Annotated in this window: 21 protein-coding genes and 1 pseudogene; 3 read left to right on the plus strand and 19 right to left on the minus strand. The window is 71.1% G+C overall.

Annotated elements, in window-relative coordinates:
• Positions 1–4 precede the first annotated feature (4 nt).
• Positions 5–1,315 carry an ABC transporter substrate-binding protein gene (locus ACFCXS_RS17120; protein WP_376644140.1) on the minus strand — a complete coding sequence of 437 codons (1,311 nt, stop codon included), beginning with the start codon at positions 1,313–1,315 and terminating at the stop codon, positions 5–7.
• Positions 1,316–1,435: 120 nt separating this feature from the next.
• The gene (locus ACFCXS_RS17125; protein WP_376644141.1) at positions 1,436–2,506 is read right to left on the minus strand and encodes a LacI family DNA-binding transcriptional regulator; all 1,071 of its coding nucleotides are present in this window, start codon (positions 2,504–2,506) and stop codon (positions 1,436–1,438) included.
• A gap of 167 nt (positions 2,507–2,673) precedes the next feature.
• Here ACFCXS_RS17125 and ACFCXS_RS17130 point away from each other — a divergent pair, with 167 nt between their 5' ends.
• Entirely contained in the window at positions 2,674–4,839 is a 2,166-nt protein-coding gene (locus ACFCXS_RS17130; protein ID WP_376644142.1) for a glycoside hydrolase family 36 protein, read from the plus strand.
• Between the two features lie 92 nt (positions 4,840–4,931).
• On the opposite strand, the gene ACFCXS_RS17135 is transcribed toward ACFCXS_RS17130, so the two are convergent.
• The 16 genes from ACFCXS_RS17135 to ACFCXS_RS17210 form a co-directional block, all read right to left on the minus strand.
• A complete protein-coding gene (locus ACFCXS_RS17135; protein ID WP_376644143.1) occupies positions 4,932–5,867 on the minus strand; it encodes an alpha/beta hydrolase family esterase in 936 nt (311 codons plus the stop codon).
• A gap of 243 nt (positions 5,868–6,110) precedes the next feature.
• Complete coding sequence (locus ACFCXS_RS17140; RefSeq protein WP_376644144.1) at positions 6,111–6,812, minus strand: FadR/GntR family transcriptional regulator; 702 nt, start codon at positions 6,810–6,812, stop codon at positions 6,111–6,113.
• A gap of 193 nt (positions 6,813–7,005) precedes the next feature.
• Positions 7,006–7,734, minus strand: a complete 729-nt coding sequence (locus tag ACFCXS_RS17145) for a FadR/GntR family transcriptional regulator (RefSeq protein WP_376644145.1) — start codon at positions 7,732–7,734, stop codon at positions 7,006–7,008.
• A complete protein-coding gene (locus ACFCXS_RS17150) occupies positions 7,725–8,756 on the minus strand; it encodes an aldo/keto reductase (RefSeq protein WP_376644146.1) in 1,032 nt (343 codons plus the stop codon). Before ACFCXS_RS17150 ends, ACFCXS_RS17145 begins: the two co-directional genes overlap by 10 nt.
• Positions 8,757–8,788: 32 nt before the next feature.
• The gene (locus ACFCXS_RS17155; RefSeq protein WP_376644147.1) at positions 8,789–9,826 is read right to left on the minus strand and encodes a PfkB family carbohydrate kinase; all 1,038 of its coding nucleotides are present in this window, start codon (positions 9,824–9,826) and stop codon (positions 8,789–8,791) included.
• On the minus strand, positions 9,823–10,464 hold the full coding sequence (locus ACFCXS_RS17160; RefSeq protein WP_376644148.1) for a bifunctional 4-hydroxy-2-oxoglutarate aldolase/2-dehydro-3-deoxy-phosphogluconate aldolase: 642 nt from the start codon (positions 10,462–10,464) through the stop codon (positions 9,823–9,825). Before ACFCXS_RS17160 ends, ACFCXS_RS17155 begins: the two co-directional genes overlap by 4 nt.
• A complete protein-coding gene (locus ACFCXS_RS17165) occupies positions 10,461–11,219 on the minus strand; it encodes an SDR family oxidoreductase (RefSeq protein WP_376644149.1) in 759 nt (252 codons plus the stop codon). The genes ACFCXS_RS17160 and ACFCXS_RS17165 overlap by 4 nt, the downstream gene beginning before the upstream one ends.
• A complete protein-coding gene (locus tag ACFCXS_RS17170) occupies positions 11,216–12,259 on the minus strand; it encodes a zinc-binding dehydrogenase (RefSeq protein WP_376644150.1) in 1,044 nt (347 codons plus the stop codon). Before ACFCXS_RS17170 ends, ACFCXS_RS17165 begins: the two co-directional genes overlap by 4 nt.
• Entirely contained in the window at positions 12,256–12,693 is a 438-nt protein-coding gene (locus ACFCXS_RS17175) for an RbsD/FucU domain-containing protein (RefSeq protein WP_352098623.1), read from the minus strand. The genes ACFCXS_RS17170 and ACFCXS_RS17175 overlap by 4 nt, the downstream gene beginning before the upstream one ends.
• Complete coding sequence (locus tag ACFCXS_RS17180; RefSeq protein ID WP_376644151.1) at positions 12,684–13,595, minus strand: amidohydrolase family protein; 912 nt, start codon at positions 13,593–13,595, stop codon at positions 12,684–12,686. The genes ACFCXS_RS17175 and ACFCXS_RS17180 overlap by 10 nt, the downstream gene beginning before the upstream one ends.
• A complete protein-coding gene (locus ACFCXS_RS17185) occupies positions 13,588–14,913 on the minus strand; it encodes an L-fuconate dehydratase (protein ID WP_376644152.1) in 1,326 nt (441 codons plus the stop codon). The genes ACFCXS_RS17180 and ACFCXS_RS17185 overlap by 8 nt, the downstream gene beginning before the upstream one ends.
• Positions 14,914–15,009: 96 nt before the next feature.
• Positions 15,010–16,053 carry an ABC transporter permease gene (locus ACFCXS_RS17190; protein ID WP_376644153.1) on the minus strand — a complete coding sequence of 348 codons (1,044 nt, stop codon included), beginning with the start codon at positions 16,051–16,053 and terminating at the stop codon, positions 15,010–15,012.
• Positions 16,046–17,611, minus strand: a complete 1,566-nt coding sequence (locus ACFCXS_RS17195; RefSeq protein WP_376644154.1) for a sugar ABC transporter ATP-binding protein — start codon at positions 17,609–17,611, stop codon at positions 16,046–16,048. Before ACFCXS_RS17195 ends, ACFCXS_RS17190 begins: the two co-directional genes overlap by 8 nt.
• 45 nt (positions 17,612–17,656) lie before the next feature.
• Positions 17,657–18,721, minus strand: coding sequence for a sugar ABC transporter substrate-binding protein (locus ACFCXS_RS17200; RefSeq protein ID WP_376644155.1), 1,065 nt, complete (start codon positions 18,719–18,721; stop codon positions 17,657–17,659).
• A gap of 226 nt (positions 18,722–18,947) precedes the next feature.
• A complete protein-coding gene (locus tag ACFCXS_RS17205; RefSeq protein ID WP_376644156.1) occupies positions 18,948–21,845 on the minus strand; it encodes an RICIN domain-containing protein in 2,898 nt (965 codons plus the stop codon).
• A gap of 366 nt (positions 21,846–22,211) precedes the next feature.
• The gene (locus tag ACFCXS_RS17210; RefSeq protein WP_376644157.1) at positions 22,212–22,907 is read right to left on the minus strand and encodes a GAF and ANTAR domain-containing protein; all 696 of its coding nucleotides are present in this window, start codon (positions 22,905–22,907) and stop codon (positions 22,212–22,214) included.
• 345 nt (positions 22,908–23,252) lie between these two features.
• Between ACFCXS_RS17210 and ACFCXS_RS17215 the strand changes: the two genes are divergently transcribed.
• Together ACFCXS_RS17215 and ACFCXS_RS17220 are read left to right on the plus strand one after the other, a co-directional pair.
• Positions 23,253–24,098, plus strand: a complete 846-nt coding sequence (locus tag ACFCXS_RS17215) for an endonuclease/exonuclease/phosphatase family protein (protein WP_376644158.1) — start codon at positions 23,253–23,255, stop codon at positions 24,096–24,098.
• 227 nt (positions 24,099–24,325) lie between these two features.
• Positions 24,326–26,047: a SpoIIE family protein phosphatase gene (locus tag ACFCXS_RS17220; protein WP_376644159.1), complete on the plus strand. Its 1,722-nt coding sequence runs from the start codon at positions 24,326–24,328 to the stop codon at positions 26,045–26,047.
• Between the two features lie 33 nt (positions 26,048–26,080).
• On the opposite strand, the pseudogene ACFCXS_RS17225 reads toward ACFCXS_RS17220, so the two are convergent.
• Positions 26,081–26,245: pseudogene (locus ACFCXS_RS17225) on the minus strand (serine hydrolase); the annotation flags it as partial.
• Positions 26,246–26,358: the final 113 nt, after the last annotated feature.

The raw sequence follows: 26,358 nt of genomic DNA on the forward strand, positions 1-26,358 counted from the left end.
CCGGTCAGAAGCCGGAGACGCCGCGCGCCTTGAGCACCTGCTCGAACTGGTCCTGGGCGGCCTGGGCGACCTGCTGGGGCGACTTCTTGCCGTAGATCATGTCGGCGAGGGCGAGGTGCATGTCGGGTGCGGTCAGTGCCTTGACCTGGAAGACGCCGGTGGCGGAGGACAGCGCCTCGGCCTGGGCGATCGCGGTCTGCGGCAGCCCGCCGGGGTTGGGCACCGACGGCTGCACCGAGACGAGCTTGTTCGCCTTGATGTAGTCCGGGTAGTCCTTGCCGAGCCAGAAGGACAGGAACTGCCGGGCGGCGTTCTGCCGCTTGGTGTCGCCGGTCTTGAAGGCGACGACGCCGTTGGTCTGGTCGGGCGAGTACTCGGCCTTGGCGGCGCTGTTGGCGATGGGGAACCAGCCGAGCTTCCTGTCCATCTCCTGGGTGCTGGAGGTGGCCTGTATCTGGGCCTGGAGCGAGGTGACGTTGAGGGCCATCGCGGCACTGCCGTCCATGATCGCCTTGCCCTGGTCGACGAACGTGGCCGTCTTGTAGTTCTTCTGTGCCAGGCCGCCGTCGAGGACCTTCGACTTGTACTTGGCGATGGCGTCGACGATGGCCTTGTCGGTCCAACTGGCCTTGTTCTTGTTCAGCTTGTCCCAGAACGTCTGAGGCAGATCCGTCATCTGCACCTGGACCTGCCACTGCAGGGGCCACTTGTCTCCGCCGACCTCGAAGAAGGGGGCCACGCCCGTCTTGGACTTGATCTTCGAGGCGGTGGCGAGGAGGTCGTCGTAACTCTTCGGCATCGTGGTGATGCCGGCCTTCTCGAAGACGTCCTTGTTGTAGTAGACGCCGAGGACCGCGGGGCTGGTGACGATGGCCGCGTAGCGGTGGCCGTCCACCTGGCCGAGGCCCTGCTCCGTCTTGCCGAGCTTTTGGACCCAGTCCTCCTTGTCGAGCTGGAGCAGATTCTGCTGCGGCTGGATGAACGGCAGCGTGCTGCCCGTGGGCTGCCAGAACATCAGGTCCGGCTTGACGCCCGAGGCGAGCTTGGTCGGGACGTTCGACTCGTACGGGTCGGGGATGACCACGGTGTTGATCTTGGCGCCGGTGGCCTTCTCGAACGCCTCGATGGCCTGCTTGGGCTGGCCGACGCTGTTCTGGGCCGTCCACATGGTGAGTTCGACACCCTTGAGGTCGGCGGTCGGGTCGACCGATCCCTCGGGAGCGGCGCCGGTTCCGCCGGCGGTGCTGTCGCTGCAGGCGGTGGCGGTCAGGCCGAGCAGACATGCGGTGACAAGGACGGAGACGGCTCTTCTCATGGCGAGATCCTTGATCGTGAGGAGCGGGAAGGCGGTGCGGTGCTGTGGAGAGGGGCGACGACTGCGAGGAGGGGGAAGGAGGCGGAGGCGAGGAGAGATGGTGCGGGTGTGCGGTCCGGCTCACCTGCGGCGCGGGCTCGCACTCTCGCGGAGGACGAGGGTGGGTACGGCCGGCGGTGCCGGGAATGCCTGCTGATCGGGATCGAGCCGGGTGTGCAGCAGCCCGAAGGCGGCGCGGCCCAGCCCCTGGAAGTCCATGCGGACCGTCGTGAGGGCCGGTGTGAGGTAGGCGGAGTGCGGAGCGTCGTCGAATCCGATGACGCTGACGTCCTCCGGGACCCGCCGGCCCGCGTGGTGCAGGGCCCGCAGGACACCCAGCGCCAGATCGTCGTTGCCGCAGAGGATCGCGGTGGCCTCCGGGTCCCGGGCGAGCTTCCTCCCGGCCTCGTATCCGGCCTGGGCGTCCCAGCCCTTGCCGGACGGCTCGGGAGCGGGGACACCGGCCGACTCCAGGGCCTGGCGCCGGCCTTCGGCGCGGGGTCCCACCGAGCGCCGGGATCCGGTCGAGGCGGGAATCGCCACGTAGTGGACGGTGTCGTGCCCCAGCGCCAGGAGGTGTTCGGTGGCGACACGGGCCGCCTCGCGGTCGTCTGCCCACACGGCGGGGAGTCCGGGTGTGCTTCCCGGCGGCGGAGCCTCCACCACCGCCGCGCACGGCACATGGGCCGGTACGCGGTCCAGGGCTGCCGCGCCGAGGCGGTCGAAGCCGATGACCACCAGGCCGCCTCCGGCGTCGGCGGCCGAAGCGATCGTGCGGTCCAGGTCGTCCTCGGGAGTCAGGACCCGCACGCCGACCGTGTGGCCCGCGGCGCGCGACGCCTCCTCCAGGCCCTGAAGGGTGGCTGCGTAACCGTAGAGCAGAGTGTTCGACGTGAGGACGGTGATCGACCGGGTCACGCCGCTGGCCAGCGCGAACGCGGTGGCGTTGCGCCTGAATCCCAGGGCGGTGATGGCGTCCTGCACCCGCTTGCGTGTCTCTTCCCGGACGTTCGGACGGCCGTTGATGACCCTCGAAACGGTCTGGTAGGACACGCCCGCGGCCTGGGCGACATCGCGGATGCTCGCGGCCTTCTGCTGTCCCTGAGGGGGATCGGCGGAGGTGCGCGACCTTGTGTGACCGGTCACAAACATGCGAGGATTGTGAGCGGTCACAACGCGGGCGTCAAGGGACCGCGAGCGCGGATTCAGCTCTCCGGCACATCCGCCACCGGGGCCCGGCACCGTCGCCGTTGGTGAATCCCCAGATCAGCCCCCACACTGACCGCCGCAGGACCGAACATCCCGGAAGGGGAGGCGCGTTGACCGCTACCGTCGAAACAGCCGAGGGCTCCTGGGTCTGGTCGCATCCGGAAACCGGCCTGCACGCCGTCATGGACGCCGGTGGAGCGGTGAGGCTGGGAAGACCCGGTCAGGACTGGACCCGCCTGGTGCCCCTCGTCGAGGTGACCGCCACCGGCCACGGGCGCCTGTGGTCTGGGGAGCGATTCATCGAGACAGCCATCGGCGAGCGCCTGACCTACCGGGGGCACGAGACGGTCCGGCACGGCGGCGTGGACCGTACGACGATCCGGCTCACGGATCCCGGGACCGGCCTGGCCGCCCACGTCACCCTGGAGACCCGCGCGGGCAGCGGTTGCCTGCGGGCCCGGGTACGCCTCGTCAACGAGGGCGGCACCGCGCTGCGGCTGGAGAGCGTCTCCACCCTGACCCTCGGCGGCATCGTCGACGGCGAGGCCGGCCTCGACGAGCTGACCCTGCACTGGGCGGACAACGACTGGCTCGCCGAATGCCGGTGGCGGCAGGACGGGTTCCGCAAGCGGGTGGTCCCGCTGAGCCGCTTTGTCCACGGCCACGAGGGCCGGGGCTGCTTCGAGCGGTACTCGCAGGGGAGCTGGTCCACCGGCCGCCACCTTCCCGTGGCCGGCCTCACCGACGCGGACGGCCGCGCCTGGCTGTGGCAGATCGAGTCCAGCGCGGGCTGGCGCTTCGAGACGGGAGAACGCGAGGGAGCCGCCTATGTGGCCCTGTTCGGCCCCGACGACGCGCACCACCAGTGGCGGCACACCCTGGCCCCCGGCGAGGAGTTCCACACCGTCCCGGCCGTTCTCGTCCACACGGAAACCGGCGGACTGGACGCGGCCTTCGGCGAACTCACCGACCACCGCCGCAGCATCCGGCGCGACCACCCCGACCACCGCGCGCTGCCGGTGATCTACAACGACTACATGAACACCCTGATGGGCGACCCCACCACCGAACGGCTCCTGCCGCTGGTCGAGGCGGCGGGTGCGGCCGGTGCCGAGGTGTTCGTGATCGACGCGGGCTGGTACGACGACGACGCCCAGGGCTGGTGGGACGCCGTCGGCGCGTGGGAACCCGCTCCCCGCCGTTTCCCGGGCGGTCTGCCGGAGGTCCTGGACGCCATCAGGGCGCACGGGATGACCCCGGGGCTCTGGCTCGAACCCGAAGTCGTCGGCGTACGCAGCCCCCTGGCTCGCACGCTTCCTCCCGAGGCGTTCTTCCGGCGCGGCGGTCTGCGCGTCACCGAGCACGGGCGGCACCACCTGGACCTGCGCCACCCTGCCGCCCGCGCCCATCTCGACGAGGTCGTGGACCGGCTGGTCGGCGAGTGGGGCGTCGGCTACCTGAAGCTCGACTACAACATCAACATCGGTCCCGGCACGGAGAACGGCTCCGAGAGCGCGGGTGCCGGTCTGCTCGGGCACCACCGTGCCCATCTCGACTGGATGGCCTCGCTCCTCGACCGGCATCCCGGTCTCGTCCTGGAGAACTGCGGATCGGGCGGCCTGCGCATGGACTACGCGCAGTTGGCCGTGGCCCAACTGCAGTCCACCAGCGACCAGCAGGACCTCCTGCGCTATCCGCCCATCGCCGCCGCGGCCGCCACCGCCGTGACACCGGAGCAGGCCGCGGTGTGGGCCTACCCCCAGCCGGACCACACCCTCGACGAGATCGCCCTCACCCTCACCGGGGCCCTGCTGGGCCGCGTCCACCTCTCCGGCTTCCTCGACCGGATGAGCCCCGAGCAGTCCGGCATGGTCCGCTCGGCGATCTCCGTGTACAAGGAGCTCCGGCCGGAGCTGGGCGGGGCGAGGCCGTTCTGGCCCCTGGGCCTTCCCGGCTGGGAGGACGAGTGGGTCGTTCACGGACTTCGGGGCGAAGGGGCCACGTTGCTCTCCGTCTGCAGGAGGGAACCGGACGACGGCGGAGCCGCATCAGCCCCGGGAGGCCCGGACCGCGACGGGTCCGGCGACACCGGCCGCGCTCTCGCGATTCCCCACCTGCGCGGTGCCCGGGTCGAGCCCACGGTGCTGTATCCCCCTGCGTCCGAAGCCGTCGTGGAGTGGGATGCGCACGCGGGTCGGCTCACCGTCTCGCTGCCACGCGGGAACACCGCCGTGCTCATCCGGCTGGACTCGGGGGCGGCGCAGTCGTGGACATGACCTGGCGCGCCACCGCGGCCCGTTCCCGGAGCGAACGAGCCGCGGCCACGCCGGCGTGACGCTCCCGCCGGCCCGGTGCCGGGGCGGAGGTCTCAGAACCGCGTGAAGAAGTTCCAGATCTCGCCCGGCACCCAGGTCCTGGAGCCGCTGTCACCGGCGGCCCCGTCCTGTGGCGCGGCGATGTGGCCCTCGTCGAACGCGGCCCACACGACCGGGCGTCCGGAGGAGCACCCCGCGTACTGGGTGACGCGATGCGCCCTGCTGCCCTGCGCGGGTTCGGGCGCGTTCTGCGCCGTGCACCCGTTGTTGCGGACGAACCGGTCACGCAGCGAACGTCCGCCGGACACCCCGAGCACGGAGTCCCGGATGCCGTGGATGCCGAGGTACGCGACGGGCTGGGAGCCGCCGCTGCAACCGCTGAGCTGCCCGCCGGACTGCACGGCGACCGCGCGGAAGACCGTCGCCCGGGAGCAGGCCAGGGAGTAGGTCATGGCGCCGCCGTAGCTGAAGCCGACGGAGAAGCGCCGGGTGGTGTCCACGCACAGCGCGTCGTCGATCTGGCGGATCATGGCGTCGACGAAGGCCAGGTCCTCGCCGCCGGAGTTGGCCCAGCCGTTGTTCAGGCCCTGGGGTGCGATGAAGATGGCGCTGTTGTTCGCGAGCCGCTGCAGTCCGTAGTAGGCCCACGTGCCGTTCTGGACGGTGCGACCCGTGGCCACGTCGGTGGCGGTGCCGCCCAGCCAGTGGAAGCCGAAGACCATCCGGTAGGAGCGGTTGCGGTCGTAGTTGTCCGGCACCCTCAGGATGTAGCTGCGGTTCTTGCCGTTGATCTGCAGGGTGTGGGTGCCGCTGTTGAGCCCGGGGGCCTTGCCGCACCCGGCCGTCGCCGCCGGGGCCGCGGCTCCGGCGGGCGCGGTGCGCTGCCCGTCCGTGCCGTCGTGCAGTGCCGTGGCGCTGGTGGCCGTGGCCAGGGCGAGGAACGCCGCGGCGACCACGGACCACAACCTGGGTGACTTGCGTGCCGGCATCACATCACTCCTTCGAGTTGAAGATGGGCGTGCGCATGACAAATGCGGGTGGGCGAGGCCGCGCCCTCGGGCACTTCGGGCGGCCCCGGTTCTCAGGGCTGTCCGATACCTCGAACGATGCACGGGGTTTCGATGGTTGGGATGATAGGAAGCTCGCGGCAACCGTCAATGCGCGGCACATACTTCCCGCGAGGTGTGGCCGAACCCGGCCTGCGGCGGCCGGTTCCCGCTCCCGAAGAGGCGTCAGGCCTGAAGATCCAGGGACTGCAGGTGCCGGCGGAGCCAGTGCTCGGTGTTGCTGACGTGCAGCAGGGCGGCGGCCTGGCTGAGGGCCGGGTCCCGGGTGCACAGGGCGTCGAAGATCGCCTGGTGTTCCGCCAGGGTCCGCTCGGACGACCGGTCGTCGACCTGCCCGCGCCAGATGCGAGCGCGCAGGGTGCGGCCGGAGATGCCTTCGAGCAGGGTGAGCAGGGTTTCGTTGCCGGTGGCCGCGACGACCGCCCGATGAAAGGCGGCGTCGTGCGCGTTGAGCTGCTCGACATCGTCGCGCGCCTCGCGCATCGCGATCAAGTGCCGCTCCACCTCGGCCAGTTGCTCGTCCGTGATCCGGTCGGCGGCGAGCCCGGTGGCGAGCGGTTCGAGCAGCCGCCGCACCTCCATCAGGTCCTGCAGTGCGCCCTTGTCGCTCTGGAGGAGCTCCACCGCGCCGCCCAGGCCCTCCAACAGCAGGCTCGGCTGGAGACTGGTCACGTACGTGCCGTCTCCGCGCCGGACCTCCAGCACCCGGGCGACGGACAGAGCCTTGACCGCCTCGCGGGCGAGGTTGCGTGAGAGCCCCAGCTGCGCCGCCAGCTCCGGCTCCGGGGGCAGTTTCGCGCCCGGGGGAAGCGCCCCCGAGCGAATGAGCTCACGGATCTGCTCTATGGCCTTGTCCGTCAGGGACAACCTGAGCTCCCTCCGTGAGCGCCGCTCCTCAGGGCCCCTTCCGCGAGTCGGGCAGGAGGGCCGTCAAATGTGACGCCGATGATACCGGCACGACCGGCCGAAGATCCCTGGACGTATCCGGAGCGGGGGCGTCGCGTCGGGCCCGCTCGCCCGGAACCCCCTGACGGTCCGCACCCGGCGTGGGCGGCCCCGGTCAGGAGGCGAGCCCGGCTGCCGGGCCGCTCCCGGACGAGCCGCTCGCGTTCTCCAGGTGCTCCCGCAGCCACTGCTCGGTGTTGCTGACGTGCAGCAGTGCCGCCGCGTGGCCCAGCGCCGCATCCCGGGCGGCCAGGGCGGCGTAGATCGCCTCGTGCTCCGTGAGGGTGCGTCCGTAGGACCGGCTGTCGACCAGGCCGCGCCAGATGCGGGCGCGCAGGGTGCGGCCCGAGATGCCCTCGAGGAGGGTGATGAGGGTTTCGTTGCCGGTGACGTTCGCGATGGCCCGGTGGAAGGCGGCGTCATGGGCGTTCAGCTGCTCGACCCCGCTCGCTTCCCGCATCGCGTCCAGATGTCCCTTCACCTCGGCCAGGCCGTCGTCCGAGATCCGGGCGACGGCCAGCGCGGTGACGACGGGTTCCAGCAGGCGACGTACCTCCATGAGGTCCAGTACGACGCGCGGGTCCACCTGGAGGAGCTCCACCGCGCCGCCGAGCCCTTCGAGCAGCAGCCCCGGCTGGAGACTGGTGACGTAGGTGCCGTCTCCCCGTCTGACCTCCAGGACGCGGGCCACGGCCAGCGCCTTGACCGCCTCCCGGGCCAGGTTGCGGGACAGGCCGAGCTGGGCCGCCAGTTCCTGCTCGGGAGGCAGCTTCGAGCCGGGCGGGAGCGCGCCGGAGGCGATGAGCTCGCGGATCTGCGCGATCGCCCTGTCGGTCAGGGACACGGGGTGCTCCTCTCGGAGATGCCGTCACTGTCCGGGACCCGCCGGAGGGGCACGTCGGGCCGGATCAGTCCCTGGTCGAGGAGGTCGCTCCAGAGGCCGGCGGGAATGCTCCGGTGGTGGAGCTGCGCGTTGCGGGTGACCTGGTCGGCGTTGCGCATGCCGAGGGTGACGTTGACGACGTGGGGGTGCGTGTGGGGGAAGGCGATGGCCGCGGCGGGCAGGTTCGTGCCGTGGGCCTCGCAGATCTCCGCGATGGCCAGGGCACGCCGTACGAGGTCGGGCGGGGCGTCCTGGTAGTCGTACTTCATGCCGGCGGCGGGACGGTCGCGGGAGAGCAGGCCCGAGTTGAAGACACCGACGGCGACGACGCTCTTGCCGGTCTCCTGCGCGGCGGGCAGGACGTCGTCGAGGGCGCCCTGGTCGAGCAGGGTGTAGCGGCCGGCGAGCATGACGACGTCGGCGGCGGTCTCGCGCAGGAACCGGGCGAGCATGGCGGACTGGTTCATACCGGCGCCGATCGCACCGACGACGCCCTGGTCGCGCAGCTCGGCGAGGGCGGGCATGGCCTCGCCGGCGGCCTGCCGCCAGTGGTCGTCGGGGTCATGGAGGTACACGACGTCCAGGTGGTCCAGGCCGGTGCGCTCCAGCGTGGCCTCGATGGAGCGCAGTACCCCGTCCCGGCTGAAGTCCCACTCGCGGCGCACGTCGTCGCGGACGACGAAGCCCTCGCTGTCGACCCCACGGGGGTTCTCGTTGGGGACGAGCAGACGGCCCACCTTGGAGGAGACGACGTACTCGCTGCGGCGTCTCGCGCGCAGAGCGGTGCCGAGGCGGCGTTCGGACAGGCCGAGACCGTAGTGGGGGGCCGTGTCGAAGTAGCGGATTCCGCAGTCCCAGGCGGCGTCGACCGCGGCCGACGCCTCCTCGTGGGAGGTGAGGCGGTAGAGGTTGCCGATCACGGAGGCTCCGAAGCCGAGCTCGGTGAGTTCGACACGGGTGTTGCGGATCGTTCGGCGGCGCAAGACGTTCTCCTCGGGATGACAGGTGCGTGCGGTCAGCGTCTGACGTGGGCCGAGCCGCCCGCGACGAGCGCTTCCACCTCGGCGAGGGTGGCCATGGAGACGTCCCCCGGGGTGGTCATGACGAGGGCGCCGTGGGCGGTGCCGTAGGCGACGGCCTGTTCCAGGCCCGCACCGGTGAGCAGGCCGTAGACGAGTCCCGCGGCGAAGCCGTCGCCCGAGCCGATGCGGTCCAGGACGTGCAGTCCGGGCATCCGCGGACCGGCGACGAGGCCGGCCCCGCGTGACCAGGCGACCGCGGACCAGTCGTTGACGCCGGCGGACGGCACCTCGCGCAACGTCGTGGCCAGCACGCTCACCCCGGGCAGCAGACCGGCGACCTCGGCGAGCGCGTCGGGAACCTCGTCGGCCGTGAGGCGGCAGGCGCCCGGACGGCTGCCCGCGAGACCCAGGGCACCCACGACCACGTCGGCATGCCGGGCGAGGCGCAGGTCCGCCTCCCGGGCGCCGTCGGCACCGCCACGGCCGGCCCAGAGGCTGGGGCGGTAGTTGGGGTCGTAGGAGACGGTGACGCCATGACGGCGAGCGGCTGCCATCGCCTCGTCGGCCACATCCAGGGTGGTGTCCGACAGGCCGGCGAAGACGCCGCCGGTGTGGAACCAGCGCACCGTGCCGGAGAAGACGGCATCCCAGTCGACGTCCCCCTTCCGCAGCTGCGACACGGCCGTGTTCGCCCGGTCGCTGACGCCGAGAGCGCCGCGGATGCCGTAGCCGCGTTCCACGAAGTTCAGGCCGTTGCGGGCGCTGCGGCCGATGCCGTCGTCGGGGACCCAGCGGATCAGCGAGGTGTCGACGCCGCCCTGCAGGACCAGGTCCTCCACCAGCCGGCCCACGGCGTTGTCGGCGAGGGCGGTGACGACCGCGGTGCGCAGTCCGAAACAGCGGCGCAGACCCCGTACCACGTTGTACTCACCGCCCCCCTCCCACACCTGGAAGGAGCGGGAGGTGCGGATCCGTCCCTCGCCCGGGTCGAAGCGCAGCATCACCTCGCCCAGGGCGATCACCTCGGTCACGGCGCACTCCTCTCCACGGCCTCGGCGGTCAGCCGGCGGATCTCCGCGTACGCGCCGCGCTCCAGGTGGCCGGAGGCGACCATCCAGCTGCCGCCCACGGCGAGGACCGCCGGGTGGGAGAGGTAGCCGGGCATCTGGTCCGGGCCGATGCCGCCGGTGGGCACGAAACGGGCCTGCGGGAAGGGCGCCGCCAGTGCCCGGAGCATCCGGGTTCCGCCGAGCGGCTCGGCGGGGAACAGCTTGACCGTGTCCAGGCCCGCCGTCAGCGCGCGCATCAACTCGGTCGCGGTCGCGATGCCGGGCACGACCGGAACCCCCAACTCCCGCCCCCGGTCGACGACCTCCGCGTCGAAACCGGGGGAGACGAGGAACCGGGCTCCGGCCGCCACGGCCCGTTCCGCCTGCTCGGCCGTGAGGACGGTGCCGGCGCCGACGGTCAGGCCCCCGTGGGCCGCCATCGCCTTGAGGACCTGCTCGGCATCGGGCGTGCGGAAGGTGACCTCGGCGCACCGGGCGCCGCCGGCCGCGAGCGCGTCGGCCAGCGGGCCGGCACTCGCCACGGACGGCACGGTCAGCACCGGCAGGAGACGCGCCCCCGCGAGGACGGCCGTCAGGCCGGTGCCGCTCGTCGCGCTCATCGGCCGAGCCATCCGCCGTCGACGGGCAGGGTGGTGCCGTGGATGTAGTCGGCCGCACCCGACGCGAGGAAGACGGTCGCACCGGCGAGATCGTCGGCAGAGCCCCAGCGGCCGGCCGGAATCCGCTCCAGGATGGCCTTGCTGCGCGCCGGGTCGTCCTGGAGCGCCTGGGTGTTGTCGGTGGCGATGTAGCCGGGCGCGATGGCGTTGACGTTGACGCCGTGCGGGGCCCACTCGTTGGCCAGCGCCTTGGTCAGGCCGGCGATCCCGTGCTTGGCGGCGGTGTAGCCGGGCACGGTGATGCCGCCCTGGTAGCTCAGCAGCGAAGCCGTGAAGATGACCTTGCCGTGCCCGCGGGCGACCATGCCCGCCCCGACCGCGCGGGTGAGCGCGAACTGCGCGCTGAGATTGACCTGGAGCACCAGCTCCCAGTCCGCGTCGGAGTGCTGCGCGGCGGGCGTACGGCGGATGGTGCCGGCGTTGTTGACGAGGATGTCCACCGGGCGCTCGCGCCCGGCGAGGTCCGCGCCGAGTGCCCGTACGGCCTCGGGGTCGGCGAAGTCGGTGCGGATCGCCTCGAAGGTGCGGCCCGCGGCGGTGACGTCCTTCTCGACGTCGCTGCCCGCCTCCAGTGACGCGCTGACGCCGACGATGTCGGCGCCGGCCTCGGCGAGGCCCCGGGCCATGGCGCGGCCGATGCCACGACTGGCGCCGGTGACGACGGCGAGCTTTCCGGTGAGGTCGAAGGCGTTCACGCGGCGGCTCCCTCGGAGTCGGTGGTGCAGTCGACGAGGATCTTCATCACGTCACCGCCACCCTCCAGGGCCTCGAAGGCGGCCGGTGCCTGGGTGAGCGGGACGACCTTGCTGATGAGGCGGTGGGCGGCGACGGTGCCGTCTGCGACCAGGGCGACCGCCTTCTCGAAGTCGGAGCGGTCGTACAACCGGGCCCCGACGAGGGTGAGTTCGCGCCAGAAGAAGCGGTGCAGGTTGATCTCGCGGGGCCTGGGGTGGATGGCGACCAGGCACAGCCGCCCGCGCACTCCGAGGACCTCGACGGCCGTGTCGACGCCGCCGGCGGCACCGGACACCTCGAAGGCCACGTCGGCGCCCGCGTCGCCGGTCCACTCGCCGACCAGCGAGGGTACGTCGGCTGCGGCCGGGTCCCAGGTGGCCAGGCCCAGTTCCTCGGCGAGCAGCCGCCGGTGTGCGCTGAGTTCCACCACCCGCACCTCGGCGCCGGCGGCCCGGGCGACCAGGGCGATGAGGATGCCGACCGGACCACCACCTACCACGACGACCTTCTCGCCGTGGCGCACACCGGCCCGGCCGACGTCGTGCACGGCGACCGCGGTGGGCTCGACGAGCGCGGCCTGGTCCAGGGGCATCGAGTGGGGCAGGCGGACGAGGGTGGTGGCGGGTACGGTCCAGCGCTGCTGCATCGCCCCCGGGGAGTCGATGCCGATGAAGTCCAGGTGCTGGCAGATGTGCCGGTGACCGGAGCGGCAGGCCGGGCAGCTGTCGTCCCAGCGCAGCGGCATCACGGTCACCGCGTCCCCGGGGCGCCAGCCCTCGACACCCGCCCCCACCGCCACGACGCGGCCGGACATCTCGTGCCCGAGCACGGCGGGCGTCGCGACACGGGCGTCCATGTCACCGTGGAAGATGTGCAGGTCGGTGCCGCAGATACCGACGTAGGCGGGGGCCACCTGCACCTCACCCGGGCCGGGTTCGGCGCTTTCGGCGGGTGCGGTGTCGAGAGTTCGGGCGGCGAGATAGCGAACGGCGAGAGTCATCGCGGGGTCAGGGTCCTTTCAGCGCGGACGCCGATGGTCAGCAGCAGGTTGGCGTAGGTACGGATGTCGGCGGTGACGACGGCCAGGGCGAGGTCGGGTGAGCGGGCGGCGTCGTAGAACTCGAAGCGGCCGAGCGTCTCGACGGGGACGGGCGCGAGCCGGGAGCGGTACTCGGCGATGGCAGGCGGTTCCGGCTCCCCCTCCGGCGGCACCATGACGTGAGCCGTTTCGACGGGCAGAGCCCGCAGCAGGACGTCGAGGACGGTGCTGACGTCGAGCACGCCGGGTGAGAGGTTGAGGTGGACGATCCTCGCGCGTTCCCCGACGGCGGTGCTGGCGGGGTAGTGGCCGTCCGCGAGCAGGACGCGGGCCCCGTGCCCGGCTCCCGCGAGCGCTTCGAGGATGCCGGGGTGGAGCAGTTCGGTCAGCAGCATGCAGACGCCTCTTCCTGTGTCTCGTACAGCCGGTAGAAGCCGGCCGCCGTGTCGCACAGCAGCGCCTGCTTCTCGTGCTCCGAGAAACCGTGCAGCAGCTCCTCGACGGTGGCCGCCCAGCGGGCCCAGCCGCCGGCCAGGACGCAGACGGGCCAGTCGGAGCCGAACATGAGCCGGTAGGGGCCGAAGGCGGCCAGCAGGGTGTCCCACACCGGCCGGATGTCGGCGATGGTCCACTCGCGGTGGTCGGCCTCGGTGATCAGCCCGGAGACCTTGCACCGCACCTGCGGGAAGCCGGCCAGCACACGTACCCGCCGCTGCCAGTCGGGCAGGGTGTCGCGGTGCGCGTGCGGGCCGATGGGGGGCTTCCCCGCGTGGTCCAGGACCAGGGGAAGCTCGGGGAAGCGCTGGGCGAGGCGAATGGCCTGCGGGAACTGATGACTGCGGATGAGCACGTCGTAGCCGAGGCCCCGGTCCTGGACGGCGCGCAGGCCCCGTTCGACGACCGGCTGCTGCAACCACTCCGGATCGGGCTCCGCCTGCACCACGTGCCGCACGGCCCGGAGGTTCCTGCCCCCGGTACCGGCGAGGAGCACGTCGAGCATGTCCCCGACGTCGGCCCCGGCGAGATCCGCCCAGCCGACGACCGCGCCGACCAGCGGGTCCTTGTCGGCGAGCAGGAGCAGTTCCGCCGTCTCCGGCAGCGACGCGACGCACTGGACGAGCACGGTCCGCGCCAGCCACCGGCCCGCGATCGGCCGGATCGCCTCCCGCCGCAGGTCCTCGACGCCGTAGGTGCGGCGGATCGGTTCGAGGCCGGGCTCGTCCAGCCAGGGCTGCGCACGCCGCTCCAGGTCCCACACGTGGTGGTGGGAGTCGACCAGGGGCGCGAACTCAGACACGGGAGGACCAGACCGGGCCGTCGGGGTACGAGTACTCCTTGAGGGACTCCGGGTGCATCTGCGCGCTCAGCCCGGGCAGGGCCGGTGCGAGGTAGTGGCCGTCGACGACGCGCACCGGGTCGACGAAGTGCTCGTGCAGGTGGTCGACGTACTCGATGACGCGGTCCTCGGTGGTGCCGGAGACGGCGACGTAGTCGAACATGGACAGGTGCTGCACCATCTCGCACAGGCCCACTCCACCGGCGTGCGGGCAGACCGGCACGCCGAACTTCGCGGCGAGCAGCAGGATCGCGATGTTCTCGTTGACCCCGCCGACGCGCGCCGAGTCGATCTGCACGATGTCCACCGCGCCGGCCTGCAACAGCTGCTTGAAGACGACCCGGTTGGCGATGTGCTCGCCGGTGGCGACCTTGATCGGGCTGAGCCCCTTGCGGACGGCCGCGTGGCCGAGGATGTCGTCGGGGGAGGTGGGCTCCTCGATCCAGTACGGGTCGAAGGGGGCCAGCTCGCGCATCCAGTCGATGGCGGGCTGGACGTCCCATCTCTGGTTGGCGTCGACCGCGACGCGGATGTCCGGGCCGACGGCCTCGCGGGCGACACGCATGCGCCGGATGTCGTCCTCCAGCGACGCCCCCACCTTCAGCTTGATCTGGGTGAAGCCGTCGGCGACGGCCTCCCGGGAGAGCCGGGCCAGCTTCTCGTCGGAGTAGCCGAGCCAGCCCGGAGTGGTCGTGTACGCGGGGTAGCCGCCGTCGATCAGCAGGCCGATGCGCCGCTCGCGGCCCGGCTCGGCGCGGCGCAGGATCTCCAGGGCCTCCTCGGGGGTGAGCGCGTCGGACAGCCAGCGGAAGTCCACCTGTGCGACGAGCTCCTCGGGGGACATCTCCCCGAGGAGGCGCCAGACGGGCTTGCCGGCGCGCTTGGCCGCGAGGTCCCAGGCGGCGTTGACGACGGCGCCCGTCGCCATGTGGATGGCTCCCTTCTCCGGCCCCAGCCAGCGCAGTTGGGGGTCGTGGACGAGGGAGCGGGAAAAGGCACCGAGGTCGCCGCAGACCTCCTCGACCGACCGTCCGACGACGTGCGGGGCGAGGGTGGCGATGGCGGCGGCCTGCGCGTCGTTGCCCCGTCCGGTGGTGAAGGCCAGCGCGTGGCCCTCCAGCCCGTCGCCGGCGTCGGTGCGCAGGACCACGTAGGCGGCCGAGTAGTCGGGCTCGGGGTTCATCGCGTCCGAGCCGTCGAGATGCTCGGAGGTGGGGAAGCGGACGTCGAGGACGTCCAGGGCGATGATGCGGGCGGTAGCGGGCACGGGCGAGGACATGGCGGCAACTCCTGTGGGGGCGGGCGGGGCGCATGGCCCCCCTGCGGCGGGAAGGGTGAGGCGGTGATCGGTGTCCGGCGGCGAAGGCCGCCCGGTTCACTCCTGGACCTTGCCGCCCGTGATCCGGGAGATGGTCAGGGCGACCAGGATGATCAGGCCGTTGAGGGCGCCGATCCACTGGGCGGGGACACCGGCCAGGGTGAGCACGTTCTGGATCATGAAGAGCAGCAGGATGCCGCTGAAGGCGCCGAACACGGTGCCCTTGCCGCCGTTGAGGCTGATGCCGCCGATGACGGCCGCGGCGAACACGGTGAAGATGTAGCCGTTGCCCTGGGCGGAGGCGACGGAGGCCAGCCGTCCGGAGAGCATCAGCCCCGCCAGGGCGGCGAGCAGGCTGCCGGTGACGATGACGATCCACAGCACCCGGTCGGTGCGGATGCCGGCCGCCTTCGCCGCGTCGACGTTGCCGCCGATGGCGTAGAGCGAACGGCCGAAGCTGGTCCAGCCGAGGACGACGATCGCGACGGCGAACAGGGCCAGGCAGATCCAGATCGAGGCCGGCATGCCGAACCACTGGGCGGTGCCCAGGTAGAGCATCGACGACGGCAGCTGGAAGAACGTCTGGCCGCCGGAGATGCCGGTGAGGATGCCGCGCAGCACGATCAGCATGCCGAGCGTGACGATGAAGCCGTTGAGGCCGAAGCGGATGATCAGCACGGAGTTGATGACGCCGATCAGCAGACCCACGGCCAGGGTCACGGGGATCGACAGGCCACCGGGTATGAGCCCGAGCCCGTGTCCGGCTCCGGCCGGCACCACGAGCCAGGCGGCCACGCCGGGCGCGAGACCCATCGTCGACTCCAGGGACAGGTCCATCTTCTTGACGATAAGGATCATCGTCTGCGCGAGGACCAGCAGCGCCATCTCGGACATGGTCTGCAGGACGTTGATGAGGTTGTCGGCCTGCAGGAAGACCGGGTTGACGATCTGGCCGACGATCGCGATGGCCACGATCGCGGGAACGAGGGCGAGGTCGCGCAGCCGGGCCAGCGGGATCCGGCCGCCGAGCAGCGCGGTCCGCTTCGCGCGGTGCGCGTCCGTCGTGGTGACGGACGCGTCGGCGACGACGGTTTCAGGCATTGAGGTCCATTCCTTCCATCGCGGCGACGAGGTCGTGGTCGTGCCAGCCTCGGGCGATCTCGTTCGTCACACGGCCCTGGAACATCACCAGGACGCGGTCGCACATGCGCAGGTCGTCGAGCTCGTCGGAGGCGATGAGCACTCCGGTGCCGCTCTCCGCGGTCTCCTCGACCTTGCCGAGGAGGAATTCCTTCGACCGCACGTCCACGCCCGCGGTCGGGTTGATCAGGACCAGCAGCCGGGGGTCGTCGGCCAGGGCACGGGCCATGACGACCTTCTGCTGGTTGCCTCCGGAGAGTCCGGAGACGGGCAGCTCAGGGCCGGGTGTCTTGATCGCCAGGTTCTGGATCATGTCCTCGGCGAGCCGGTCCCGCCGGCCGCGGTTCAGGAACCCGTTGGAGCCGAGCCGCTGGGGCACGGACAGCGTGGCGTTGTCCGCGATCGACATGTCGGGCACGAAGCCCTGGTGGTGCCGGTCCTGCGGGACGAACCCGGCACCGGCCGCGAGGGCGGCCGGCACGCTGCCCGGCCGGGGCCGGCGCCCGGCGATCTCGATGTTGCCGGTCGTGGCGGCCCGCAGACCCACGACGGTCTCGGCGACCTCGGTACGACCGCTGGCGGCGGCCCCCGCGAGTCCGACGATCTCCCCGGCGCCCACCCGGAACGACACGTCACCGTAGTCGTTGTCACTGCCCAGCGCCCGCACGGACAGCGCGGGCGGTGCGGTGCGGTTCAGGCTGCTGGGGCGTTCCTGCCGCCGGTCCGCCGCCGCCTCGCCGGTCATCGCGGCGACGAGCTCGGTGCGGGGGAGACCGGCGACCGGGGCGGTCACGATGTGCCGGGCGTCGCGGAACACCGTGACCATGTCGCAGATCTCGTAGACCTCTTGCAGGTGGTGACTGATGAACAGGAAGGTCACGCCCTGGCGTTGCAGGTCGCGGATGCGGTCGAAGAGCCGGTTGATCGCCGCCCCGTCGAGTTGCGCGGTGGGTTCGTCGAGGATGATGAACCGGGCCCCGAAGGACAGCGCCCGGGCGATCTCCACGAACTGCCGCTGCTCCACGTTCAGGTCGCCGGCCGGGGTCTGCGGGTCGACGTCCACCGACCAGGTCGACAGCAGTTCCTGCGCCCGGCGGCGCACGCCCGTCCAGCTGATCAGCCGGTTGCGTCCGTGGTCGTGCCGGTTCAGGAAGAGGTTCTCCGCGACGGTCAGCGTGGGGATGATCGTGGACTTCTGGTAGACGCAGGCCACGCGCTGCCGCCAGGCGTCGCGGTCCGCGAGTCGCGGTGCGGGGCTGCCGCCGAAGGTGACCTTGCCCTCGTCCGGCGACTGCAGACCCGTGAGGACGGACACCAGGGTCGACTTGCCCGCCCCGTTGCGTCCGACGAGCGCGTGGGTCTCGCCGGCTCTGATGGTGATCCGGGCGCCGTTCAGGGCCACCGTCGGACCGAATCGTTTGACTATGCCCGTCGCCTCGACGATGGGCAGGCCCGTGGAGGCCCGCCCATGGTCCGCCGGGACGGGCACGGGGTTCGCTGTTCGCTCCCCGTCCTTCATCTCAACCGCCTAGTTCTCGTCAGCCGTCGCTGTGCCGGGGGAATGTCAGCCGAGGTTGTTGCCCCAGAGGGCCTTGTCGTCGCTCTTGACGCTGGCGACGCCGCCATAGGTACCGCCGTCCGCCGTGACCAGCGGGGCGGAGAGCTGGTCCTCCAGCAGGCCGGGACGGACCTGGATGATGGTGCTGTCGTGGTCGGTCTTGCCGGGCTTGAACTTCTTCCCGTCGATCGCGGCCTTCAGGTAGTACAGGGCGTACTTGGCGTAGAGGTCGGCCGGCTGGGAGACGGTGGCGTCGATCTTGCCCGCGGCGATGGACTTGAGCTCCTCGGGGATGCCGTCGTTGGAGACCACGAACACGTGCTTCTTGTTCTTCGGGTCGACCAGCAGACCGCGCTGCTTGAGCACCTGGAGCGTGCCGGACAGGGCGAAGCTGGACTGCATGTAGACGCCCTTGATGTCCGGGTTGGCGGTCAGGTCGGTCTGGAGCTTCTGGGCCGCTATCGCTCCGTCCCAGTTGGTGGCCTCGCCGAAGACCTTGATCCCGGGGTAGTTCTTCTTCATGCAGTCGTTGAACGCCTCGGTGCGGTCACGGCCGTTGATCGAGTCGAGGCCGCCCTGGAGCATGACGACCTTGCCCTTGCCGCCCAGCTTGGTGCCGAGGAACTGGCAGGCCTTCTCGCCGTAGGCGCGGTTGTCGGCGCGGACGACCATGTAGACCTTGCCGCTGTCGGGGCGGGTGTCCACGGTGACGACGGGGATCTTCTTGGCCTCCATCTGCGCCAGGGTCGGCGCGATGGCGGCGGTGTCCTGCGGGGCCATCGCGACGCCCTTGACCCCCTGGCTCATGAAGGTCTGCGCGTTCGCGGTCAGCTTGGCGACGTCGTTCTGCGAGTTGGTGGTCTTCAGGTCCAGGCCCAGCTCCTTGGCGAACTGGGGCGTGTACTTGATGTACGAGTTCCAGAAGTCGGTGTCGGAGCGGGGGTAGTCGACACCCACGAGCGGCTTGCCGCTCGACGACGCGGCGGTGGTGGAGCCGCCGCCGCAGGCGCTGAGCAGCGTCAGTGCGCAGACGACGGAAGCGGCCGAGCAGAGAGCGGATCTGAGTCTCATCGTTGGATTCCTCGCGCTGGTCCCGTAGCGGGAGTTGTTACGCCGAGACGACACCTGTGTGTCGTTCGTGAAGAGATGGGATGTTTATAGATGCTGTTGGGTCGAGCCGTCTAGAGGCTTGGGCAAAGTTGCAGGTAAAGCGTGTGAAGTGATCTAGGGAAGGATCGCTGTGTAGCGACCACGGAAGATCCATCCCATCAATAGTGGGATGGATCCGTGACACCCCTCACAGCCCCACGAGCTGCCACTCTTGGTTCGCTCCGCTGGTGGCGGGCCACTGGATGACCTTGGCGCGGTTGTCCGTGGAGTTGCCCTGCACGTCCGCGCAGAGCCCGCTCTTGACGTTGACGAGGCGGTAGTAGCCGCTGGTGGACGCCGGCACGACCTTCCACCACTGGTTGGCGGAGTCGGTGTCCGACCACTGGTCCAGGGCCGTGCCGGCGCTGGTGGAACTCCCCGGGTCGTCCAGCACCTTGCCGCTGTTGACGTTGGACAGCCGGAACGAGCCGTCGTAGCCGGGCAGCAGCTTCCACTGCTGGTTGGGGCTGCCCGACCAGTCGTACTGGATGACGGAGCCGCCGTTGTCGGTGGAGGAGGCCGATACCTCCATGACCTTGCCGCTGTTGTGGTTCACCAGCTTGAACGGACCGGTCAGCAGGCCGACGGAGATCGTGGTGACCGTCCCGGCGGTGAGCGACACGACGCGGGCGTGGTTGCCCAGGGGGGACGTCTTCACGGTCGCCGGCGTGCTGACGGAGGTCATGCCCCGCCGGCACGCGAAGGTGATGTCCTGGTCGATGTCGGAGACGAGCGTGACGGTCGCGGTACGGGCGCCGGTGTCCCAGGTCAGGGACCGCACGGTGACACGGTTGCGGCCCCGTACGCCCTTGATGGTGCCGGAGGGCAGCTGGTCCGGGAGGGCCGGGAGGATCTCCAGGAAGCCCGGGCGGCTGTGGACCAGGGCTTCGCCCAGCACGCCCGGTATGGCGTTGGCGGCGTCGCAGTTGTAGATGTCCAGATTGGGGTTGTGGGACGTCATCAGGGACCGCCACACCATGTTCTTGCCGTAGATCTTCAGCAGGTTGGCGTAGACGCCCGGGGCGTCCTTGAGGCGGGCGCGGGCCAGGGCCCGGTGCAGGCTGCCGTGGGCCGAGTAGTTCTCGTCGCCGCGCAGGTCCAGGGCCCTGCGGGCGTACTTGACGAGGTCGGGCTCCTCCTCGGGGTTGATCTCGTGCAGTGGCCAGGCGCCGTACATGTGGTGGACGTGCCGGTGGTTGTAGCGGTCGGTCAGGCCCGGCCAGGACCACTCGGCCAGCGCCCCGTCGCCGTTGATCGTGTAGTCGGGCAGCTTGGCCAGCAGCGCGGTCCAGCGCTCCACGCCCTGGCCGCCGCCCTGCTCCAGGTTGAGCTCGTTTGCCGCGTCGATGGCGGCCTGCAGGGCGTGCTTGCCGGCCATGATGTCGCCGGTGGCGTTGATGGAGAGCGACTGGCCGGTGCTGGTCGGAGTGTTCTCCATGGAGAAGGAGGGGACGAAGACGGCCTTGCCCTTGGAGTCGGTACGGGTCAGGAAGTCCTCGTAGAACAGGGCCAGCTCCATCAGGGCGGGACCGAGCTTGTTCTTCAGGAAGTCGGCGTCGCCGGTGACCTGGTAGTACTCCAGCAGCGGGTAGAGCAGCCAGTCGGCACCGCCGGTCCACGCCTCGCCGGGGAAGCTGTCGCTGTTGAAGTGCAGCATGTGCCCGTACTCCCCGTCGGTGCGGGACGGGGCGAGGAAGCCGCGGGCGCCGTAGAGGTTGGTCGCGTTGTCCCGCCAGTGGGCCAACTGGCCGAGGACCAGATCGAAATAGCCCTGCATGGCGTCGCCGAGATCGAGGATGTTGGCGCCCGCGACCTGCAGGTTGATGTTGGCGTCGGTGGTGATGTCGTCGGCCCAGGAACCGTTCCAGGTGCCGGTCCAGATCCCCGTCAGGCGTGGTGGCAGGACGCCGCTGGAGCTGACGAACAGGTAGCGGCCGGAGTCGTACATGCGCTCCAGCAGTGCGCGGTCGATGGTGGAGGAGTTGCTCTTCTGGCGTGCGATCAGGGCACTGGTGGACAGCTGCCGGTCGGCGGTGGAGACGTTCAGGTCGAGGCTGGAGCGGTCGTACATCACCTGGTGCTTCGGGGTGTGGCGGCCGAGCAGGGTGGCGTAGTCGGCGGTGAGCGCCGCGAGCGCGGTCTGCAGCGGCTGGGAGTTCCAGCCGGTGGCCGTCTCGTACCGGCCGAGCTTGGTCAGCAGCAGCACCTTGGTGGCTCTCGCGACCACGAGCGTCGCCCCGCTCGCGGTCACCGATGCGTTGCTGCCGGTGACGACGACCCGGGTGACTCCCTCGTAGCCGTACGCGCCCCCGGACGGATAGGTGCCGCGCAGGTTGAGGTAGCCGTCGGCGCCGCTCTTCGTGGCGGTGGTGGTGCAGGTGACGCTGGTCGGCGCACCTTCCAGGGCGGTGTTGACGCTGATCGTGGTGTCGACGGTGCGGCCGGTGGCGGGCAGCAGTTCGTGGACGATGACCTGATCGGCGCGGGAGACGAAGACGTGTCGCTTCCAGGTGCCGTACTGGTCGGTCCAGGTGTGGGTGACCTCGCCGGTGCGGAAGTCGGTGATCCGGGCGAAGTCGTTGACCGTGGTCATGCCCGGGGTGGACAGCTGCAGCTCGTAGCCGGGGTGGAAGGTCTGCGTCCAGCGCAGGTTCCACCCGTGGGCGAAGGTCGAGGAGGCACCGGCGTAGTCGCCTGCCAGGGCCTTGTCGCGGGCGGACTCGAGGTAGCCCGATATCACGGGAGGCATGACGTCCCGGCTGCCGTTGGGCAGGACGAACCGGTGGTGGTTGAAGATCATCTTCTCGAGCGTCGGCGCACCGTAGTAGACCGCGCCGTACTCGCCGTTGCCGCTCAGGAAACCGTCGGTCCAGGTCGACGAGGTGGCGTCGTCCCAGATGCCGCGGTCGGGGAGGGTGACCTGGGGCGGTACGGCGGCGGCGGCCCGCGGGGCGAGGACCAGGCCGGGCAGGGCCGTGGTGCCGGTCACGAGAGCGGCCGCGGCGAGGAAGTTTCTGCGGCCGAAGGGGCGGTCGGGCAGTGGCATGGTGAAGACTCCGTTGTCCGTGAGCGGGCGCGACGGGCCACGGGCACGGCGGTGCACATGGCGGTCGCGGATCCGGTGGGGCGAGGGCGGCCTGCCGGGCCGGCGTCATGGCCGTCGCGCGGGGTTCAGGAGCGGCGGCAGGGGTCGGAGCCACTGACCCCAGCTCGTGCGCCCGGCGGGACGAACGCCGATGACATGGGATGAATTAACGAGGATGTTTCCCTGCTTGTCCAGAGCGTGGGCGGCAAAACCTTTATGAGCAGGCGCTATGTGGGGCCGTCGGGGCGGCCGCCGGGTGCAGGGGTGGCCAGGAGAGGGACGCTTCGCTCTCCTACATGGGATGTCTGATGGGCTCGTCCAGGGCGCTCAGGACTGCTTGCCGGAGCGCTTCTCCCGGATCCGCTGCGCGACGTCGCGCAGCTTGATGTTGTGGTGCTGGGAGATGTTGCGCAGCACGCCGAAGGCGTCCTCGTCGCTCATCCCGTGGCGCTCCATGAGGATGCCCATGGCCTCGCCGATGGCGTGCCGGGTCTCCAGCGCGTGTTCGAGCTGGTCGATGGTGCGGGCGTCCGCGAGGGCGACGGCGGCGTGCGAGGCCAGCAGCCAGCCGGCGGTCGCGATGTCCTCGGTGAAGGTGCCCGGGCGGCGGGCGTACAGATTGAGCGCGCCGAAGTCCTCGTCGTGGGTGTAGAGCAGGACCCCGGACATGCTGCCGATGCCGAGAGCGCGGGCGGCCTCGGCGTATCGGGGCCAGTCCGGCTGGGGGCGGGTCATGTCCACGATCCGGAACACGCGCTCGTCGTCGGAGCGGCGGGCGAGATCGAAGCACGGCCCCTCGCCCAGCTCGCCCTGCCGACGGTCGGACTCCTCGACCATGTCACCGCAGGAGGAGAGCGTGACGGCACGGCCCTTGCGCACCGCGAGGATCCCCGCCGCGTCACAGCCGTCCACCAGCCTCACGGCCGACGCCACGATCTCGTCCAGTGTCTGCTGCACGGACTCCTGCTTCAGCAGGGTCCGCGCCAGCACGGCCATTTCCTCGGCGAACTTCTGCCACTCCATGTCGCACCGCCCGCGTCGATCATCAGTCCGGCCACCCTACGCACAGCCTTGTCCCTCACCGCCGAAGGCGCCAGCACCACGGTGCGCGGCGCGAGCCGTGGCGCCTTCGTTCCCGCACGGAGGCGCGGGGGCCGAGCCCCGCGGGGGCCTTTCGGTCCCGCACGGAGCGCGGCGCGAGCCCCGGCGCCTTTCGCCCCGGCGCCTCTTCGGCGGGCCGTGGACCGAGTGAGCGTGAACGGTGACGTCGGCAACGAGATCGCCCATCCCCTGGGTTGCCGACGATCCCGTCCCATAACCTCGTGCGGGGAGGCGCCGGAGGCCGGACGTGTCCACCTTGAGGAGGCGATGGTGCTCGACAGGCGCACGGGCGCGCGGTTGCTCGCGGGCGTCATGCTGGCGGTCGGCGTGGTGCTCGTCGGACCCAGCGCACCCGACGGTGCCCTCTTCGCCGGGGCGCAGCCCGCCGTGGCGGCCAGGGACGCCGTGCCGAACCGGGTCATGACGTGGAACATCTGCAACCCCTGCGAGGCGAGCGACGTCGACAAGGCCGCGGAGATCGCCGCGTACGCGCCCCAGGTCGTCGGCCTTCAGGAAGCGTGCGTGCGTGACGTCGAGCGGATCCGGGAGTATCTGCGGAACCTGCACGGGCTGGCCTACCACGTCGAGTACGGGTCGGTGATGCGCAAGTGGGGCCGGTGCGGGGGGACGCCGTGGAGCCCCGGGGCCTTCGGCCAGGCGCTCCTGTCGGCCGCGCCGATGACGGACCCGGTCACCGTGGAGTATCCCGACGGCGGCTCCGAGGACCGCGGGTACATGGCCGTCACCACCACCGTCGACGGCCGGTCCGTCCGGGTCTTCAACACCCATCTCGCCCAGCGACGTCAGGAGGAGGTCCGGGCGGAGCAGACCCGCGTGCTCGCGTCGGAGGTCGCCCGGCACGACCGCGCGATCGTCCTCGGCGACTTCAACGCCGTGCCGGACGCCCCGGAACTGTCCGCCGTCTGGGCGCTGGCCACGGATGCCGACCCGCAGTGCCGTCCGTCGCCCACCGGCGCCTGCGGGCCGACGACCGACTGGCAGAGCAAGTTCGACTACGTGTTCCTGCGAGGCGTCGTCCCGCTCAGGCACCGCGTGCATCCGACCGCGTACTCGGACCACAGCCTGCTGCACGCCGACCTCGACCTGAGCTGAAGGCGTCCACCGGGCTGCCCCGCCCCGGCGGACACGCGCTTGCGAGCTCGTCCCCGCCGGACGCCGTGTTTTCCCGACGACCGCAGGTCAAAGGCCCGCAAGGGACGCACGCAGCAGTGACGTGGCCCCGGCACGTGGAATCTTCTCTCGTATGGGCATACGGGGAAGGCAAGCAAGCAGGGGACGCCGGCGAGCGGGAGGCCGGCCCGATCAGCAGGGAGGCCGCGATGACGGGGCCGGAGCACACGGAGTCCGTTCACGGGTCGTCCGTGCCGACAGCGTCCGTCGCCTCGACCGCGTCCCTGGAAGCCATCGGCGCCGGCGCCTACCTCGTGGACGAGCAGGGCTGCATCATCGCCGTGAACGCCCACGCCGAGCAGCTGCTGGGCCGACCCGCCGCCGACCTGATCGGGCAGGACGCGCACGACCTGCTGCACCGCGGCCCACAGGGGCAGCCCCTGCCGAGAACCCAGTGCGCCATGCGGCAGGCCTTCCACGCCGGGCGCACCGCCCAGGCCGACGAGGACTACTTCGCCCGCGGCGACGGCACCGTGCTGCGCATCTCCTGGATGATCACGCCGTACGACCTCGACGGCCGGGACGACGGCACGCTCGTCGTCTTTCACGCCCCCGGCCACCCGCAGGCCGCCGAGCCGGAGCGGGAGCCGGAGCCGAGGGGGCGGCCGCTGTCGGAGCTGGCACGGCTCGCCCTGCTGGCCGAGACCACCACGCAGCTCACCTCCACGCTCGACGTGGACGAGGCGCTGCGCCGGCTGGTGACCCTGGTCCTGCCGCGCCTCGCGGACTGGGTGGTCGTCGACCTGATCACCGAGCGCGACGAGGTGTGGCGCACCCTCGTGGTCCACGCCGACGGCGAGAAGCTCACGCACCACGAGGATCTGCAGGGACCGATGCCGCCGATCCCCGAGGAATCCCCGATGCCCCTGTCCAGGGCCCTGCGCGGGGTCGCCTCCAACCTGGCCGGCCCGCAGACCTACCAGGGGGCACCGGACTCCGGCATCGCGGTCGAGCAGCGCCGCCTGTTCGACGTCACCGGGATGCGCTCCGCGGCCATCGCGCCCATCCGCTCCACCCGCGCCGTCCTGGGAGCGCTGACCCTGGGCCGCGACGAGAAGTCGGCGGCCTTCACGCCCGTCGACCTCCCCCTGATCGAGGACATCGCGCGCCGGGCCGGCCTCGCCCTGGACAACGCGCGCCTCTTCCAGCGCCAGCGCAAGGTCGCCGAGACCATGCAGAACCATCTGCTGCCGCAGATGCCGGGTGTCTCCGGCCTGCAGATGACCGTCCGCTATCTGCCCGCACCCGACGCCTCCCAGGTCGGCGGCGACTGGTACGACGCCTTCCCCCTGTCCGACGCGTCCACCGCGCTGGCCATCGGGGACGTCGTCGGCCACGACCTGGAGGCGGCGGCCGGCATGGCGCAGGTCCGCAACATGCTCCGGGCCTACGCCTGGTCCCAGCACGAGCCTCCCAGCCGGATCGTCGAACGGCTCGACGAGGCGATCCAGCACATCACCGACGTCACCATGGCCACGACGATCTTCGCCCGGATCGAACCGGCCGACGACGGATGGCAGCTGTCCTGGACCAACGCCGGTCACCCGCCGCCGCTGCTGATCAGCCGGGACGGCCTGGCCCGCTACCTCACCGACGGCCACGGCATCCTGCTGGGCACCCAGACCGGCACCCGGCGCCCGGACGCCACCGCGCAGCTCCCGCCCGGTTCCACCCTGGTGCTGTACACGGACGGACTCGTCGAAGCGCCCCGCCGCACCCTCGACGAGGGACTGGACCGACTGCGCCAGCACGCCGCCGCACTGGCCCACCGGCCCCTCACCTCGTTCACCGACCAGCTCCTGCGCCGTGTCCGCCCCGCCGGCAACGACGACGACGTCGCCGTACTGGCCCTGCGCATCCCCGACAGCTGACCCGAACGGGCGAGGGCCTCCGGCCGAACGGCTTCAGCCGCCTGCCGCGCTCCTCCAGAAGTCCCGCATGAGCGGTGTGGGCGTCGGGCTCTCCATCGCCACCTGGGTGAGGAGGACGGCGACCGTTCCCGTGGACGGGTCGATGTGCGCCGCCGTGCCCGTGCAGCCGACCCAGCCGTAGCGGCCCGGGACGTTCCAGGCCCCGCCACGATGGCCGCTGACCGGGCGGGAGAGCCGGACTTGTACCGTCCCGTCTCGTGAAGCGCCCGTGAAAACCCGGTGGAGAGCATGTCGGTGGGTCCGCCTATGCT

This window comes from Streptomyces sp. NPDC056373 (assembly GCF_042262425.1).
Taxonomy (GTDB): domain Bacteria; phylum Actinomycetota; class Actinomycetes; order Streptomycetales; family Streptomycetaceae; genus Streptomyces.